Below are 17,053 nucleotides of genomic sequence, written 5' to 3' on the forward strand. Positions count from 1 at the left end.
TAACAAATTGTAAACAGCAACACTTAGTTAATCTTATGTTGAGACTATTTGAATGTTTTCTTTAAAAAATCTTCAAGATCGGAGCCTGTGATGTTTTTAGCAACAATAACACCATTAGGGTCGATGATGAAGTTTGATGGTATGGCTTCAATACGGTACAGATGCTCTGTAGGGCCATCAAACCGCTGAAGGTCTGAACCGTGAGACCAGGTAAGTTTATCTGCTTTGATAGCTGCTGCCCATGGGGCTTTTTCCGTGTCTAAAGATATCCCAAGTATATTAAAGCCTTTTGGATGAAAAGCTGCATATTGCTTAACAACATTAGGATTTTCATGGCGGCAAGGCACACACCATGATGCCCAGAAATCAAGCATCACATATTTTCCCTTGAAATCGCTCAACTTAATATCTTTCCCATCGATACCTTTAACAGTAAACTCAGGTGCTTTATGGCCGATTGAAATAGGCTTTATTTGATCCATCTGTTTGATAAAAGCCTGAACCGTTGGATTGTCTTTAAACTTATCTTTTATCTCATCAGCATAAGAAACCATTTGCTGCTCGTACTTGTAACGGTCTAAAGATGCAGCCGCAAAGAAACCGGCAAGGTTATCTTTGTTGGCTTCCACAAATTTCATCACCTCTGCACTGTAATCGGCAATGTTTTTTTGAAATAGCGGACGGTAAACATTGATAAGTGAATCAGACTCTTTTCCCAAGGCCTCAGCCTTAGCACTATATTCATCTGCCAGCTTGCTGTTCTTTGCACCGTAGGTGCTGCTGATGTTGTTGAAGTCTTTGATCTTTTCAGATACATCCGAACCCTTTACATCATATTTGTGCAGGGAATCGGCCAAATCGGTTTTAAACTTAATGTCGTCACCGTTTTTAACAACAATATCAAAGATATCGCCATTCATACGTAGTTTGTATAAATTCTCGTAAGGTGCGCTGCCTTTAAACTTAAACTGGCCGCCGCTTAAAGTTATAGAATCGATAACACTCATGCCGGTGGTATCGGTCTTAAGCAGGTAAACATATTTAACCTTATCAGCGTGTTCAACATTACCCTCAATGTTAAAGGACTTATTGTCTTTACAAGCGGCCATCAATAGCACCACGGCCGAGGCTGCACAGGCAGCAAATATTTTCTTCATACAGTTATTTTGATTCTAATTCTTTGATCAACAATTGATTGGTTTTTTGAGGATCGATCTTACCCTTTGAGCTTTTCATTATCTCGCCCATAAACAAGCCTAAAACGCCTTTCTTACCCTTTTGGTATTCTTTCACTTTATCGGGATATTTTGCCACTGCCGCTTTTATAAAAGCCTCAACCTCATTGCTATCATTACTGATTAACAGGTTAAGCGCACTTGCTATCTCTGCTGCCGATTTATCTTCTCCTTTTAACAACTCAGGGAATATCTTTTGCGAAGCAATAGTGTTATTTACCTTACCCTCATCAACCAAGGCGATCAACCCGGCAAGGGCAGCAGGTTTAAGTTGCAGTTTGTCTGCAGAAAGGTTGTTTTCATTTAAATACGAGCGCACTGCACCCATCATCCAGTTAGCAGCAGATTTATAGTTTGATGTGTGCTTTATCAATTCTTCAAAATAATCTGCAGACTCCTTTTCGGCGGTGAGTACGCCTGCATCGTAATCAGAAAGGCCTAAGACGTTTGTATAATTTTCAAACAACTGATTAGGCAATGCCGGCATACCAGCACGGATATTAGCAAGTTGCTCTTGTGTTATTTGAATTGGCAGCAGATCCGGTTCCGGGAAATAGCGGTAATCATTTGCCATTTCTTTGGAGCGAAGTACTGATGTTTCGCCAGTATCGGCATCAAAATTCAAAGTATTTTGATCAATATGACCACCCGCTTCAATCACATTGATCTGTCTGATAAACTCGTGTTCGATAGCTCGCTGCACATTACGTATCGAGTTGAGGTTTTTTACCTCGCAACGGTTGCCATATTGTGTAGCGCCTTTTAAACGAACCGAAATATTGGCATCACAACGCATGCTGCCTTCTTCCATATTGCCATCACATATTTGCAGGAAGCGCAGCAAACGGCGCACCTCCGTAAGGAATTGCCCTGCTTCTTCGGCACTGCGGATATCAGGCTGCGACACGATCTCTAAAAGCGGTACCCCTGCCCTGTTCAGGTCTATTAAGGAATATTCATCATGTTGATCGTGAGAACTTTTACCCGCATCATCTTCCATATGGATGTGGTGGATGGAGATATCTTTTGTGCTGCCATCAGACAGTTTTACCTTTATAAAACCACCCAAACAAATTGGCTGCTGGTCTTGCGTAGTTTGAAAACCTTTAGGAAGATCGGCGTAAAAATAATTCTTACGGGCAAAAGTGTTACTAAGATTGATGCTGCAGTTACAAGCAAGACCCATTTTAACAGCATACTCTACCATACGTTTATTTATACGTGGTAAGGTACCCGGATGACCTAATGATATAGCACTTACATGGTGATTCGGATCGGCGCCAAATGCTGCTGAATCCGATGAAAAAGCTTTACTTAAAGTGGATAGTTGCGCATGTACTTCTAAACCGACAACCAGTTCATACTTATCGCTTACGCTGCTTTCAGAAACTGTCATATACTCTTTTAAACTATATCCCGGCGTTGATGAAGCCTGCCAAATATAGTTTAATTTATATTTTTCGGTTGCATTTTTTGAAATGATGACGGCTTAGGCAAACAATTTTTTAAACCTTTTATTTAATGAGATGTCCATTTCATAACACAACAATTAAAGAAGATCCAATTGATATGACGAAGACCAAATTTTTAGGAGTGCTTGCCGGGGTAATAGGCCTCGCTTCACTCGCCACACAAACAAAGGCGCAGGTAAGCCTTAACGTTAATATTGGCACCTGGAACCCGCCAGCTACATACGCTGATGCCAGCTATTATTACCTGCCGGATGTAAACAGTTATTATTACGTGCCAACACATCAATACATTTACATGGATGGCGGCAATTGGGTTTGGAGACGAAGCCTACCTGCTCAGTATAATTACTACAACATTAATAATGGCTACAAAGTGGCGATGTACCGCGACAGGCCATATCGTTACTTTGAAACGGACCGTGTAAGATATGCGCGCTACCGGGGTGTAAAGAACGTTATTGTTAGAGACCGTTATTATCGCCCAGGCAGAGTAGTGAATAACGTAACTTATATAACCAGAGGCCCGCGCGGCCGCGGTCCTAAAGGCTGGGGACCTGGTGGTCCCGGCAGAGGCCCTAAAGGTTGGGGTCCGGGTCACGGGCCCGGTGGACCGGGTCATGGTCCGGGCGGACCGGGACATGGTGGCCCAGGCCACGGCAGAGGACATCACTAATAAAAAATGGGCTGCAATAGCAGCCCATTTTTTTTATGATATAAAGTTTTTAGCTTTTTCTAAAGCGTTATTCAGGCCACTTGCGTCACTACCTCCGGCAGTGGCGAAGAACGGCTGACCGCCCCCGCCGCCTTTTACTTCTTTAGCAAGCTCTTTAACAATGTTGCCAGCATGTAAGCCCTTCTCCTTAACCAAGTTATCGGCTATCATTACCGTTATGTTCGGCTTTCCGTTTATCTCGGCTGCTAAAACAAGGTAAAGATTAGGTACAATGTCTTTGAGATTGTAAGCAAGGTTTTTTATAGCATCAGCATTAGGTAGCTCCACACGCTCAGCTATAAAATTGACACCATTGATTTCTTGTGCTTTTTTAGCCAACTCATCTTTTAAACCTGATGATTTTTCAAGGATGGATTTTTCGATCTCCTTTTTTAGTTTAGCATTTTCCTCAAGCAGGCTTTCGATGCTTTTGGCAATGTCCTTAGGATTTTTAAGCAGCTCTTTTACCTGGTTAAGCAACTGGCTTTGCTGATTGATGTAAGCATCCGCAGCGGCGCCGGTAATCGCTTCAATACGGCGTACACCTGCAGCAACAGCACTCTCTGCAATAATTTTAAAATAAGCGATCTGCCCGGTTGCTTTAACGTGCGTACCACCGCAAAGCTCTTTGCTGAAATTATCATCGAAAGTTATAACACGCACATATTCACCGTATTTTTCACCAAACAAAGCTGTAACACCAGTTTGGATAGCTTCAGCATAAAGTACGCTGCGTTCTTCTTTTAATGCGATATTCTCACGTATCTTCTCGTTAACGATAGACTCTATTTTTGCGATCTCCTCATCGGTAACCTTCGTAAAGTGCGAAAAGTCGAAACGCAGGTATTCATTGTTAACTAACGAACCCTTTTGATTTACGTGAGTGCCTAAAACCTGTTTCATGGCAGCGTGCATCAGGTGGGTAGCCGTATGGTTACTTTCGATACTGTGCCTGCGCTGTGTATCAACAATTGCTGTTAAAGCATCGGCGGGATTAGCCGGGATCTTATCTGTAAAGTGAACGATCAAACCGTTCTCCTTTTTTGTATCGGTTACATCAATGATCTCACCATCCGGGAAAACCAGCTCACCCTTGTCACCTACCTGGCCGCCGCTCTCCGCGTAAAATGGCGTTTTATCGAGAACGATTTGATATTGGTCTTTACCTTTTGCAGATACCTTACGATATTTAACAATATGCGCAACCGTTTCCGTTTCGTCATATCCGGTAAACTCTACCGATTCGTCATCTTTTATGACTACCCAATCGCCTGTATCAATGGCCGTGGCTGCACGTGAACGTGTTTTTTGTTCCTGTAAAGCGGCTTCAAAGCCAGTAGTATCAACCGTCCAGCCTTTTTCACGAGCCATAAGCTCGGTCAAATCAATTGGAAAACCGAATGTGTCTGAAAGCTCAAAGGCAGCTTGACCACCAATTACATTATCAGCACTTACGTTTAAAACTTCAGTAAATTTTTGGATCCCCGCAGATAATGTACGTAAGAAAGCCGTCTCCTCTTCTAAAACTACCTTCTGCACAAAATCCTTTTGCGAATACAATTCGTTAAACACGCCTTTAAATTGCTCGGCTAATAAAGGCACCAGTTGATAAAAGAATGGCTCTTTAAAACCCAAGGTCTGATAGCTGTAACGCACGGCACGGCGTAAGATCCTGCGGATAACGTAACCGGCCTTGTTACTTGCCGGTAACTGCCCATCTGCAATCGTAAAACTTACCGCGCGCACGTGATCTGCCAGCACTCGCATCGCTACGGCAGCAGCCCAATCTTCATCACCCGGTTTTGCAGCGCTATTATATTTCTTGCCGCTTTTTTGAGCAATAAAATCAATCAATGGCAAGAAAACATCGGTATCGTAATTAGATGTTTTGCCTTGTAGAACGCGTACCAGACGTTCAAAGCCCATACCGGTATCCACGTGCTTGGCAGGTAACTGATGTAGCGAACCGTCTTTAACGCGATTAAACTGCATAAACACGTTGTTCCATATCTCAATAACCTGGTCATGGTCGGCGTTTACTAATGTAGCACCATCAACCTCTGCGCGCTCACTATCCGGGCGACTATCAAAGTGGATCTCAGAACAAGAGCCACAAGGACCGGTCTCGCCCATTTCCCAAAAGTTATCTTTTTTGTTTCCGGCGAGGATATGACTTTCGTCTACAAACTGTTTCCACAGGTCGTAGGTTTCGGTATCTTTTTCAAGGCCTTCTTTTTGGTCGCCTTCAAAATAGGTAACATATAGGCGGTCTTTAGGGAGTTTATAAACTTCTGTCAGCAACTCCCAACTCCAGGCGATTGCATCTTTTTTAAAGTAGTTGCCAAAGCTCCAGTTACCCAGCATCTCAAACATGGTATGGTGATAGGTGTCAACACCCACCTCTTCCAGGTCGTTGTGTTTACCGCTAACGCGCAGGCAGCGTTGCGTGTCTGCCACGCGTGGAGCCTTCGCCGGTGCTTCGCCTAAAAAAATATCTTTAAACTGGTTCATACCTGCGTTGGTGAACATCAGCGTAGGGTCGTTTTTTACAACAATAGGTGCGCTGGGCACAATAATGTGGCCTTTTGACACGAAAAAATCAAGAAAAGCTTTGCGTATTTCAGAAGCGGTCATAGTGGTGCAAATGTAGTCCGAAAGTCGGAAAGTCAGAAGTCCGAAAGTAACAAAAACTTTTACAGAGCGACTTCCCGACTTTCGGTCTTCTAACCTTGCGGACTTCATCTGCAAAATATTACATTTGCGTATGCCATATAAAGAACGCGACATCACTAAAATGTACTATACCATGGGCGAGGTATCGGCCATGTTTGATGTTAATCAATCACTCATCCGTTTTTACGAGAAAGAGTTTGATGTTCTTACCCCCAAGAAAAACAAGAAAGGCAACCGCTACTTTACGCCCGAGGATATTGAGAACCTGAAGATCATTTTCCATCTTATCCGCGATAAAGGTTACACTTTGCAGGGCGCCAAAGACCAGCTTAAAAATGATAATGGCAACGTACGCGATAACCAGCGCGTTATAGATTCGCTTGAAAACCTTAAAAAGTTTTTGCTGGAAGTGCGCAACGAATTGTAATCACCAGCAGAACGCTTATTTTTATTGCGGCGATACCTTATCATATTGTCCGCACAGTAAATGATTGCTAGCCATAAAGGCCAGATCCCATTTTTAATATTGTTATTGCCATTTATGGCGGGGATAGGTTGTGCTATCATTTTTCCGCAAGTTGATATTAACTGGATTTTATACAGCGGCATATTTATAAGCTTGCTTTTTGCTGCGCTGAACGTCTTTTATAAAAAGCTGAAGGTTTACAGATATAATTGGATAGGCGGTTTGCTTATCCTGCCTATGTTGTTAGCTGCAGGTTGGTACTTAACAATCCAACACAATGAATTGCGCGGCCAAAACCACTTTAGCACGCAAAAGGCTTCGTTCTTATTAGTGAATATTGCATCAGAGCCCGTGGTTAAAAATGATATAGTTCGGTTTACGGCGGATGTAGTATCTACCGTTAATGGCAAAGAACATCATCCGGCAAGCGGAACGCTGCTGATCAGTATCAAGGATGAACTGGCAAAAAATCTTTTCTATGGTGAACAGTTGTTGGTTCCTTCAAATTACACTGCGGTTGAGCCGCCTTATAATCCCGGTGAGTTTAATTACAAGCAATACCTGGCCAATAAGAACATCTATTACCAAGCTTATCTATATCCTAAGCAATACCGAATTGTAGATGCTGGTAAAGGTAACCCGATTATCGCAAAAGCATTGGATATCCGCCAGCAACTGGTACGGAAGCTTGCGTTAAACATGCGCGACACCACAGCCATTGCCGTAGCTTCAACGTTGGTACTTGGTTACAAAGCCGACCTGAGTAACGAGGTGATGCAGGCATATTCCAAAACCGGCACTATACATATTTTATCGGTGTCGGGCGGGCACGTTGCAATTTTATATGGATTGCTTGTTTACATATTCGGTTTCTTATATCGCCCTCGGGAAAAGATATTGAGAGCGACAATTATCATCTTTGCGATTTGGCTCTACGCATTGCTAACAGGATTTTCCCCTGCTGTCTGTCGCGCTGCGTTGATGATCACTTTTGTTATTGCTGGCAGAACCTACAGCAGGCATGTTAGCAATTTAAATATCCTCGCGGTATCGGCTTTTGTGCTATTACTTTACAACCCCTACTGGGTTGCTGATGTGGGATTTCAACATGAGTATATAGCTGTATAAAAGCAGTTAAATAACTGATATACAATAGATAAAATATTTTTTATTTTATTGGTGTCTCGATAAGGTGTCTCGGTTTTCGTGTGTTTGAATTTCGCCCTATTGCCCACAATAAATACTCCCATTACCTTTGTTGCCGTCGAAAGACACATAATTAATCGCACATTACGATAGCGCTGTCTGATGTAAGATTCGAGAAAAAAGAAGAACTTCTCGAGCCAAATAAGGCTGAATACCTACTTCTATTTTTTTAATCAACACTTACTGTAAATAACAAGAAGTGAGTGTTCAAAAATTTAGAACATGAAAAAGAATTTTATTCAAGCGAACACAGTAATTAAAGTAAAAACAGCTGATTTATCATTAGACGATGTTCTTAACAAAATCTATACATATAACGATATTGATGCGATTGAGGAACTGGGGCAATCTATGTTACAAGTGGGGCAACTACAGCCTATCACTGTGGATTCTAATTTAAAAATTCGCTCTGGTGGCCGTAGGTTCAAAGCTGCTTTAAATGCGGGTATAGAGTATTTGGATGTTATAATTGTTGACACTGATAATTCAAATCAGGCTCTCATTGCAGTATTCAGCAATCAACATAGAACTAAATCTTTAACAGAAAAGATAAATGAGGCTGAAATCCTTTTAGACCTTATTGGTAAGAATCAAGGCCAACGAAACGACTTACTGAAAGAATATGATAATGTATTAGGTAAAGGTAATCGGTTTGAAAAAGCAGCTCGAATTATAGGTGGCATATCTGGATCAACACTTCGTAAACTTTGGGAAATAGTTCAGTTTGAAAGGTTATCTCCGGCACATAAAAAGATTGAGTTTATAGAAACGATGATTGAAAAAAATCTATCAATTGACAGGGCTCATTCTATGATGATAGCTATCAAACCATCATTAGAGACCGAAAGAATTGTAGGCAAGATTGTATCTTTTAATAAGGTGATTGCACCTCGGTTACCATCCTTCAATCATGCAAATAACAAAGAGGATAACGTTGTAAATATATCGGCACCCAATTTTAGACCTGCCTTCATTACTGATGATGTTAAACTATACAACCAGTCATGTTTTGACTTGACCAATATACTTGAAGATGAATCGGTAAACGTTGTTTTCACATCTCCCCCATACTCTGGTTTAAGAGTTTATAACAATGGTGAAAACGAACTGGGATTAGAAAGTTCGGTTAATCAATATGTAGATGCTCTTATAGAGCATCTAAAAGAAGTCAAGAGAGTACTTAAAAAAGATGGTTCATTTTTCTTAAACATAGGTGAGTCTTACAAAGATGGTTGTTCTCAAATGGTTCCCGCAAAAGTTGCACTGGCTATTGCAGAACGTTTAAATTTAAAATTAGTGAATGAAATAGTATGGGCTAAAACAAATTCAATCCCTATTTCTAATGAAAGGAAGTTAAAACCAACTTACGAAAAGATTTTTCATTTCGTACTTGATACAACTACTTACTACTACAATGAAGTAAGGGTTAGCACTGACAGCGAAATAAGAATCGTATCTGGCCCCAATGACAGAAACACTAAACAGACAGGTAAAAAAGAAAGTGGTTACACTCTAAGTAGGCCATATTTTAGATTAAAGGATTTCATGGATGCTCAAGACGTTGAAAACGTCATCAAAGGTCATAATGCCGCAGTTCGCCAAAGAGAGGTGACTGCACTTGGTGGAGTTGACCATCCTGCTTTAATGCCAAGCTATCTACCAATTTTACCTATTCTATTGACATCAAGGCCAGGCGATGTTGTACTTGACATTTTCAGTGGATCAGGAACCACTGGTGTTTGCGCTACTGCTCTTGATAGAAAGTACATTGGTATAGAATTGAACCCAGATAATTTTGACTTGAGTATCAAACAGTTTACTTCACAAGCAATTTGCGAAGCAGCATAAAAAAATAATGCCCCGATACTATCACCGTTCGGGGCATTATCATTAACACACCAAAACAATTACTTTCCTGACTTTCTCCTATTATCGTCTTTGCACAACATCTGCAAGTTCGATTCGATAGTTTTACCACCCTCGTGCCATGGTGTAATATGGTCACCTTCCATTTCAGAAAATTTAAAACTTTTACCACACTTCACACAAATACCATTTTGCCTTTCATAAACTTTCATCTTCATGCTATCAGAGAATGCTCTGATACCCAAATATCTTTCATCGCGACCAAGAATGTATGGATAAATACCCTTTTTGTTTTCTACGTCATCATCTGCTATTAGTTTAGCAGTTTCTGCCTCAATTGCTTTAGTGTCGTACACTACGTCTTTATATTTATTATAAAGACTTCCCCAATCAACGCCCTTCATAAACTTACGTTTAATGGTGAAAGTTGATTTAACCCAAGTTATAACTGATTGGAAGTACAACCATAAAGCAGATGCGTTGGAATCGTGTTGGTGAGCCGACATATAACCCCGAATGTCACCATTAGATATCCAATCGATTGCAGTCTCTAAATACTCTTGTCTAATAGGTGACCCATTCATATAATCACTACCAAGACCATATGCAGCACAGCCGGTTTTACTGAAATATCTTTTTGCGTCAGAAACCCAAGACCCTGAATATACAGCGTTCCTTAATTCTTGGTCAAACAGTGGCTTGCCGGCAATGTTAATTGTTTTAAACCATTCTAATTTTTCACTATCAGTGCCGGAGCAGAAATAAACCATAAGTTTATAATTCAATATTTGCTCTTGTTTGTCATTTTGAAGATTGTGAAAACCTAATCCTTCAACTGAAAAATCACCATTAACATACTGGCAAATTGATAGTGTTCTTTGTTGTCCATCTATGACTTCAAACCCACCATCTTCTCTAACAGCCCAGTACATAACATTCAATGGAAAATCCTTCTGCAAAGTATCAATTACCGCCCTACGTTCTTTTTCTCCATAGATAAACTCACGCTGATAAGGTGGTCGAATGTCTAATTTTCCATCAAAGCCAACCACACCGTTTTCATTATTGTCTTCATAACCTCTAATTAATTCTTTGACAGCAACTTCTTTAAGCTCAATCTTCATAATTACAACTTCTTATTTCTAATAATTACCCGGGCATAAGTCTTTTCCCCGTTAATTTTGGTCAGGTACTTGCCTTTGGTTTCCTTAGTAGCGCCATGAATTAGACTATACCTTCCGATAGCATCCACAATTTCAAATTGCTCGGGATTATACTTGTCTAAATATGTTATGGGAACACCTATATAACCTTTATAGTCCATTGGTATATCCTTAGTCTTATCACAATTGATTGCATCATAATAGTCGTATTTAGGATATTCACTCTCATTGCCATAAAAAGACTTGTATAGAATCAAATCTTCATGACGCTTTTTAATTTCTAAATTTGTAAACCAAGTGACGCCTGAAACTCTAATCATTCCTTCTTTGTGGTCACCCGCCGTCGCATAGTTTTCGTAATGTCGATTTATGAAATGGGCTGCCCCACCGTTAAATCCGTAACCCAACCAAATTTTATTCTCTTTAATAAGTCTAAAAATATCGACATAGGAAATAGCGTTCTGATGTCCGACTATCACAAATTTCTTATTATATTCTATCAATTGAGCTACATATTCTCTAAAAAGCGAGAATGGTGGATTTGTAACCACGATGTCAGCTTGTTTGAGAAGTTCAATGCATTCACGACTTCTAAAATCACCGTCTCCATTCAAATATTTTATTCCGATTTCCTCCGGATCTGGAATTTTGTTTCCATTCTTATCGCCTTCATATTCCAAATAAATAGCTCTTTCAGAATTGTTCTCACTAAATAAGTCGGCATTTTGATTTTTATAACAAGTAGCTATCAGTTTTTTTAAGCCTAATTGTTCAAAATTGTAAGAAAAGAAATGGAAAAAATTACTTACTCGCGGGTCATCACAATTACATAGAACGACCTTGTCTCTAAAGTGTTCCTTATAATGATTTAACTCTTTTTCAATGTCTGAAAGTTGTGTATAAAACTCATCTTTTTTGGAATTTCTAGCTACGGTTAGGTTTTTATTAGAAGACTTACTTTCCATCAAATATTAATATTTGATGGTAAAAGTAATATAAAATAATTGGAAGGATAAACGAGAAAATAACTATTCGGCACCTTATTCAGCTTTATCATTTGGATTTACATCTGGCAATTTTATTTTAGAATTTATATAATCTGCCAGCTTGTTCTTTATCGTCTCCAAAATATTTGTCCCGGTTATAACACTGATGTTTTCTAAAATTGAGTAAGCCTCAATCATTGCTATAGTACCGCCAATCAATCTACTTAAATAAAAATCAGTTTCAGTTTGCAAGATTTTCAAATCTATTTCAAAGCCGATGTAAATTGCCAAAGAATAGAAAAAGTATTTTACGATTGTATCTCGTAATCTCTTACTGGTGATTTTCTGTTTAGCTATAAGAGCTTTATAAACCCCACTAATGAGGTCAATAAACAGCAGAATATAAACGCAAAGTAAATATCCCTGAATAGGTGTTAAGTAAAGAAGAAAAGCCAACTGCAGCTTCCATCCATAGCTGAAAATTTTTTTAAATAGATGTAGTATGAAGTCCATGTTTGAGGATGATGTTTGTTTGATTATGTAGAAAGTAACACCACTTGGCAGTTGTTACCTGTATTATTAATAGTTCCTAATGTTGGTGGCATAACTCCACCTGATACGGTATTAGTTGCATCTCCCAGTAAAACAGTATTTCTAAAGAAACCGCTACCACTGTTGAATGTGCCATAGGCTAATACTGTATTATCCGTTGGAACCCATGCAGACCAATAAAACCCTGGTGATAATGTAATTGGCGTTACTACATTAGCTTCGATTAATCCAACATTTGATGCTGCTGATGGTGTTGTGTAAGTAAGTCTATTACCAGCTTCTGAATACACACCCATTTGAACTGTCGCGCCGGCTGCACCTGGTGTAGTTATATGCGTTGATAATTTATTTACCAAAAGAGTGAATGGTAAATAAAATTTTGTTACCACAATGACATTTGCTCCGTGCCCCTCTGATGCATCTTTCGAATTTGGAAATACACCCAACGGTGCATGAAAGAATGTACCAGTTATACTTGCACCACTTGACCCAGTTGCACCCTGCAAACCTTGTGGCCCCGTTGCACCGGCTACACCTTGATTACCTTGTGAACCTATCGCACCTTGAAAACCTTGTACACCTTGATTTCCTGTTGCGCCTACATTTCCTTGAAATCCTTGCAATCCTTGCAATCCTTGCATTCCTTGGGTACCAGTTGCCCCAGTGTTACCTTGAAAACCTTGAACGCCTTGACTTCCTGTTGCACCAATATAACCTTGAATACCTTGAACACCTTGACTTCCTTGCAAGCCTATAGAACCTTGAAAGCCTTGAAATCCTTGCAACCCTTGAGAACCTTGAAATCCAATTGCTCCGGTCGCTCCCATAATGCCCTGTACACCTTGAAATCCTGTCGAACCAGTAGCTCCAGTAACACCAATAGCACCCCTTTCACCTTGTGGACCCTGTGAGCCGTTTCCATCGCCAGTAGATAAATTTTTCAATATCAAATCAGCTTCAGTAGTTCCAGAGGCAAACCAGTATTCAACTATTTTTCCGCTCTCAAAAACACCTACAGTTTTACCCTGCCTGACAATTGGTGGAATAGTAGTAAACACCTCATATTTGCTTGAGTAAGCAATATTACCACCACCATAGAACCAGTCTACATTTCCACCGTTGGTTAACTTTATTCCTATAGGTCTTTCTTCGCCTAACATTCATACTTCTTTATTTTATCGTTATTCGATGGATATGATTCTCCGAATAATTAATTGCTTGTTGCATTACATATAAATCATAAATAACGTAACTATCAGTTAACTGCCCCATTGGTTGATAAACTTGATTTAACAGCAAATCAGATGCACTTATGTCATTAATGCTGACAATCGAAAAATCATTTAATACAGCCACAGCAAACATTTTATTCGCACCAGTATTAAGTAAAACTGTCATCTCATTTGTTGAATTTAACGTCACCAAATCGCTCCAAGTTGGTAGATGACTAATTACACCATAAAACATTTTGGGTGCATCAGGTGACACAGGATCTGTTGTATTAGCCTCAATAGGGATTATACACTTGTTAGCTTCTCTGAACTGTGTAAATGTGGCAACAAAAACACATCCGCCAACTTTGTCCACGTTTCCATCAGTAAATTTTTGGACAGTAATATTTTCATTTATCTCAAAGTCATCAGTTTGATTAGCAAACCAGTCAATGAAATCAGTTGCTATTAGGTTACAATCATTGTAAATCTCTAAAGCAGCATCATTAATCTTCGGGTCAAACAGGTCAGCGATGATAATCTCAAACTGATGAGCGATGCTATTTCCATTGATGTTTTGAGTTATATACTCACAATGCGCTACAGGATAAACAATCTTGCTATCAGCATTGAAGTCAAACTCGTCACTGCATTTCACAGTATTAATTTGATGATGTTGCAAAAAGAAGCTCTCAATAGTTCTTATGTATTGGTTGATAGTAATCATTAATAGATGAACCTCCTGTAATAGCCTGTCTTGTAAGCAGATGATTTATAATATTCATCTTCGTTGAATGAATTATCGGGGATGGCAATTCCTGAAATTCCAAACGATGTATCAATATCACACTGAGCGTTGGTGTCTGGGTCATCATCATTAGCGAGGTAATCAACTAATAGAGCTTTGTATCTGTCAAGCTTGAAAGTGTAACTTGCTCTCAATGATTCAATGTCAGTTCTATCACCGGTTTGTGAATTAGTATCAGTAAGCTTTTGGATGCCCTTATTAGTGATTTTAAAATGAAGTGGTGCTAATGAGTAAAGCAATGCGCCATATAACATGACAGGTTTTATTTTAGCAAAAAGCATTTCATCAGCGACACTGTAAGTATAATCATCAATGGTTGCACCGCTTACTAATACATTGTTAAGTCTTTGATATAGAGATTTACCTAAAATCTGCTCCAATTCAAGTTCCTGAAATTCGAGAATAGACTGATTTAAGATTTTCTCATCTACATTAGTTTGAACTGGTGAACTATCAATTAATTCCTGCACCGTTAAAAACTGGATTTTTCTCATTATGCATTAGCTTGTTTTTTTATGACACGCTGCATTACCCACTGGTGTCTACATTGATTCTCCGCATTTCCAGTGTCAGGATTGGTGTACCAACCACCTGAATGTGTAAAAACATCATATCCAAAAATTGATGACATCGTTTGGATGTCCTCTCGTGTATATAACCTATCATTCTCAATTAACTTCACACAGAAACCTCTTGATGTAGAAATAAGTGGTGCTCCATAGCCAACCTTAACCTGATAGTCATACATTACTTCAACAGTACGGCCACCTTTATCTACTGATTTTATCTTGTTTACTTTACCGTCCTTGACATCACTTTCAATAATCCCAGCATCGGTAAGCTTCGAAATTTTTATCTCTAAATCTGCCACTGTAATCGCGATTCCTAAATCTTTTCTGATAGCAGCTTTGATTTCAGTTAAGGTTTTACCATCCAAATCATTGTCCATTAAATAATTTTCAATGTCCTTATCATCATCGAACTGCAGTGCAGCAGATTTAAAATTCTCTGCCGTGTCCAATATCGAGAAATCAGATTTTGATGTTCCTAAATGTTTTACTGACTCGAAATCCTCTTCAACTAATATTCTCCCTGTTTTGTACCTTTCATCTGTTTTTGATAAAGTAAATTTGGTCAAAGAACTGGTAGCAGTAGTTGATGTAGTTGAACCGATTAGTTTAAGACCTTCACCATTAGTCAATGCAGTTTTTCCATCCAACGCTCTTAACTCATCAATAGTCAATACTTTTTGGCGTGTTGTGGCATCTAATGAAGTAGTAAACAGATTAGTTTTATCTTTAAATTCTACTGTTTCAATGCCAGCATCAGAGAATAACTTGTTCAAACCTGTCTCAATGATGTTTCTGTTATTTTTGACATAAATGTTTTTGAATAATTCATAAGCAGTCTCGATTTCAGTTGCCCCACCCAACTGACCTTCTGTTTTTATTCCAAACATTATAGGAGACGTAATTTGATGAGCTGTAAGAATATTGGTTTCTATTTTCTTATTAACCTCAACTAACTTACTTGCATAATCTTCACTGGCTATAGAATCAACAGCTACACCTTTATCTTCTGTGTTGTTATAATTGATAATATATTTTAGTCCGTTTACACCCGAATATCTTTCACCGAATTTTTTCTCAAATTGCCTTGCATCATCAGATGTCGGAATGCCTTTGAAAAAAGATATGATGTGAGCAGCCGAGAAACCATCTTCTAATGAGTTTTTATTGAAATCATTAACCAGCATTTCAGTAACCATACTTGTAATGGCTGATTTATATTTTACCTCTGGATACACGTTGTTGGCCGATGGTACATAACCTTGATAGAAAAACACTTTAGACTTACCATCTTCATTTTGACCGCGAATCCATCTATCATAAGTCAACACCTGTTTCTTAGCCTGCCAATCATCACACACCCAAAATTTGGTTTTTGATTTATTAGCTCTAATGAAATGGGCTGGTATGTGATTGAACCGGAATGGTTTATTTAAAAGATTATATTGAACTTCAACAGCGAAAAAATTAAAGATTACATAGTCGAATGTTATCTTTTGAACTATTTCTTCGAGGCTGTCAGAAATACTAATATCAAACTTCGCCAATTTACCATCAGATTTAGTAACCAATCCATCACCAATTAAATAATCAACCTTTGATGTGGTGATAGACTGATGTAATGGTACCTCTCCATATAGCTGTAATAAGAAGTTTGGATATAAGTTATCTTCGCCCCAGTAAGTCGGTTTGTCATCACCGTTACCTTGTTTCCTCTCAATTGGTTGAGGTGTTGGACGTCTATTAAACTCTATAAATTTTACATCATTATTTTGCATTAGTGATAAATCAAGTAGCTATCATTTCTTATAGGGCTAATAATCTCTACTTGCTCGATTTCGCCCTTAACTAATAATTTCCCTGATTCTAATGACTTACCTAAATCAACATCATCAGTAATTTGTACATCGTGACTAAATTCATAAATTGAGTATGAGTAAAAGCCAGGCACAAGCTTTTCGAACTGACTTGTGAGCATTGTAAATGAATCAAATCTTGATAGATACTGTGATTCATTATCAGGCAAATGAAATCTAAAGAACGTTCTCAAAGCATCGGATTGTACCACCATCAAATACTTAGGATTTTCAATCGTTGCCAATTCCGAAACAGTAAGGATGATAAGCTGTGATAA

Annotated in this window: 15 protein-coding genes; 4 read left to right on the forward strand and 11 right to left on the reverse strand. The window is 39.0% G+C overall.

Features of this window, described 5'->3' with window-relative positions; all coding sequences use genetic code 11:
- Positions 1 to 44 precede the first annotated feature (44 nt).
- Positions 45 to 1,157, reverse strand: coding sequence for a TlpA disulfide reductase family protein (locus tag FPZ42_RS19445; protein WP_146269968.1), 1,113 nt, complete (start codon positions 1,155 to 1,157; stop codon positions 45 to 47).
- 4 nt (positions 1,158 to 1,161) lie between these two features.
- Complete coding sequence (gene gatB / locus FPZ42_RS07580; RefSeq protein WP_146269970.1) at positions 1,162 to 2,631, reverse strand: Asp-tRNA(Asn)/Glu-tRNA(Gln) amidotransferase subunit GatB; 1,470 nt, start codon at positions 2,629 to 2,631, stop codon at positions 1,162 to 1,164.
- Positions 2,632 to 2,804: 173 nt separating this feature from the next.
- Between gatB and FPZ42_RS19170 the strand changes: the two genes are divergently transcribed.
- Positions 2,805 to 3,380 (forward strand): hypothetical protein, encoded by a 576-nt coding sequence (locus tag FPZ42_RS19170; protein ID WP_186458713.1) that lies wholly within the window; start codon positions 2,805 to 2,807, stop codon positions 3,378 to 3,380.
- A 33-nt stretch (positions 3,381 to 3,413) separates the two neighbouring features.
- Here the strand turns inward: FPZ42_RS19170 and alaS are convergent, their stop codons facing one another.
- Complete coding sequence (gene alaS, locus FPZ42_RS07590; RefSeq protein WP_146269972.1) at positions 3,414 to 6,053, reverse strand: alanine--tRNA ligase; 2,640 nt, start codon at positions 6,051 to 6,053, stop codon at positions 3,414 to 3,416.
- A 130-nt stretch (positions 6,054 to 6,183) separates the two neighbouring features.
- On the opposite strand from alaS, the gene FPZ42_RS07595 reads away from it, so the two are divergent.
- The 3 genes from FPZ42_RS07595 to FPZ42_RS19450 all read left to right on the forward strand — a co-directional run bounded on the left by FPZ42_RS07595 (position 6,184) and on the right by FPZ42_RS19450 (position 9,612).
- A complete protein-coding gene (locus FPZ42_RS07595) occupies positions 6,184 to 6,519 on the forward strand; it encodes a MerR family transcriptional regulator (RefSeq protein WP_146269974.1) in 336 nt (111 codons plus the stop codon).
- 60 nt (positions 6,520 to 6,579) lie between these two features.
- Entirely contained in the window at positions 6,580 to 7,686 is a 1,107-nt protein-coding gene (locus FPZ42_RS07600) for a ComEC/Rec2 family competence protein (RefSeq protein ID WP_146269976.1), read from the forward strand.
- Positions 7,687 to 7,986: 300 nt separating this feature from the next.
- Positions 7,987 to 9,612 carry a DNA modification methylase gene (locus tag FPZ42_RS19450; protein WP_146269978.1) on the forward strand — a complete coding sequence of 542 codons (1,626 nt, stop codon included), beginning with the start codon at positions 7,987 to 7,989 and terminating at the stop codon, positions 9,610 to 9,612.
- A 59-nt stretch (positions 9,613 to 9,671) separates the two neighbouring features.
- On the opposite strand, the gene FPZ42_RS07610 is transcribed toward FPZ42_RS19450, so the two are convergent.
- From FPZ42_RS07610 to FPZ42_RS07645, 8 genes are all read right to left on the reverse strand, one after another.
- Positions 9,672 to 10,754: an HNH endonuclease family protein gene (locus tag FPZ42_RS07610; RefSeq protein WP_146269980.1), complete on the reverse strand. Its 1,083-nt coding sequence runs from the start codon at positions 10,752 to 10,754 to the stop codon at positions 9,672 to 9,674.
- 2 nt (positions 10,755 to 10,756) lie between these two features.
- Positions 10,757 to 11,758, reverse strand: a complete 1,002-nt coding sequence (locus FPZ42_RS07615) for an adenine-specific methyltransferase EcoRI family protein (RefSeq protein WP_146269982.1) — start codon at positions 11,756 to 11,758, stop codon at positions 10,757 to 10,759.
- Between the two features lie 75 nt (positions 11,759 to 11,833).
- Entirely contained in the window at positions 11,834 to 12,292 is a 459-nt protein-coding gene (locus FPZ42_RS07620) for a phage holin family protein (protein WP_146269984.1), read from the reverse strand.
- A gap of 23 nt (positions 12,293 to 12,315) precedes the next feature.
- Positions 12,316 to 13,491 carry a collagen-like triple helix repeat-containing protein gene (locus FPZ42_RS07625; protein ID WP_146269986.1) on the reverse strand — a complete coding sequence of 392 codons (1,176 nt, stop codon included), beginning with the start codon at positions 13,489 to 13,491 and terminating at the stop codon, positions 12,316 to 12,318.
- A gap of 10 nt (positions 13,492 to 13,501) precedes the next feature.
- Positions 13,502 to 14,269 carry a hypothetical protein gene (locus FPZ42_RS07630; RefSeq protein WP_146269988.1) on the reverse strand — a complete coding sequence of 256 codons (768 nt, stop codon included), beginning with the start codon at positions 14,267 to 14,269 and terminating at the stop codon, positions 13,502 to 13,504.
- The gene (locus FPZ42_RS07635) at positions 14,269 to 14,844 is read right to left on the reverse strand and encodes a DUF6712 family protein (protein ID WP_146269990.1); all 576 of its coding nucleotides are present in this window, start codon (positions 14,842 to 14,844) and stop codon (positions 14,269 to 14,271) included. Before FPZ42_RS07635 ends, FPZ42_RS07630 begins: the two co-directional genes overlap by 1 nt.
- On the reverse strand, positions 14,844 to 16,697 hold the full coding sequence (locus FPZ42_RS07640) for a hypothetical protein (RefSeq protein ID WP_146269992.1): 1,854 nt from the start codon (positions 16,695 to 16,697) through the stop codon (positions 14,844 to 14,846). The genes FPZ42_RS07635 and FPZ42_RS07640 overlap by 1 nt, the downstream gene beginning before the upstream one ends.
- Entirely contained in the window at positions 16,697 to 17,020 is a 324-nt protein-coding gene (locus FPZ42_RS07645) for a hypothetical protein (protein WP_146269994.1), read from the reverse strand. Before FPZ42_RS07645 ends, FPZ42_RS07640 begins: the two co-directional genes overlap by 1 nt.
- Between the last annotated feature and the right edge of the window lie 33 nt (positions 17,021 to 17,053).

It is taken from the genome of Mucilaginibacter achroorhodeus, assembly GCF_007846095.1.
GTDB classification, from domain to species: domain Bacteria; phylum Bacteroidota; class Bacteroidia; order Sphingobacteriales; family Sphingobacteriaceae; genus Mucilaginibacter; species Mucilaginibacter achroorhodeus.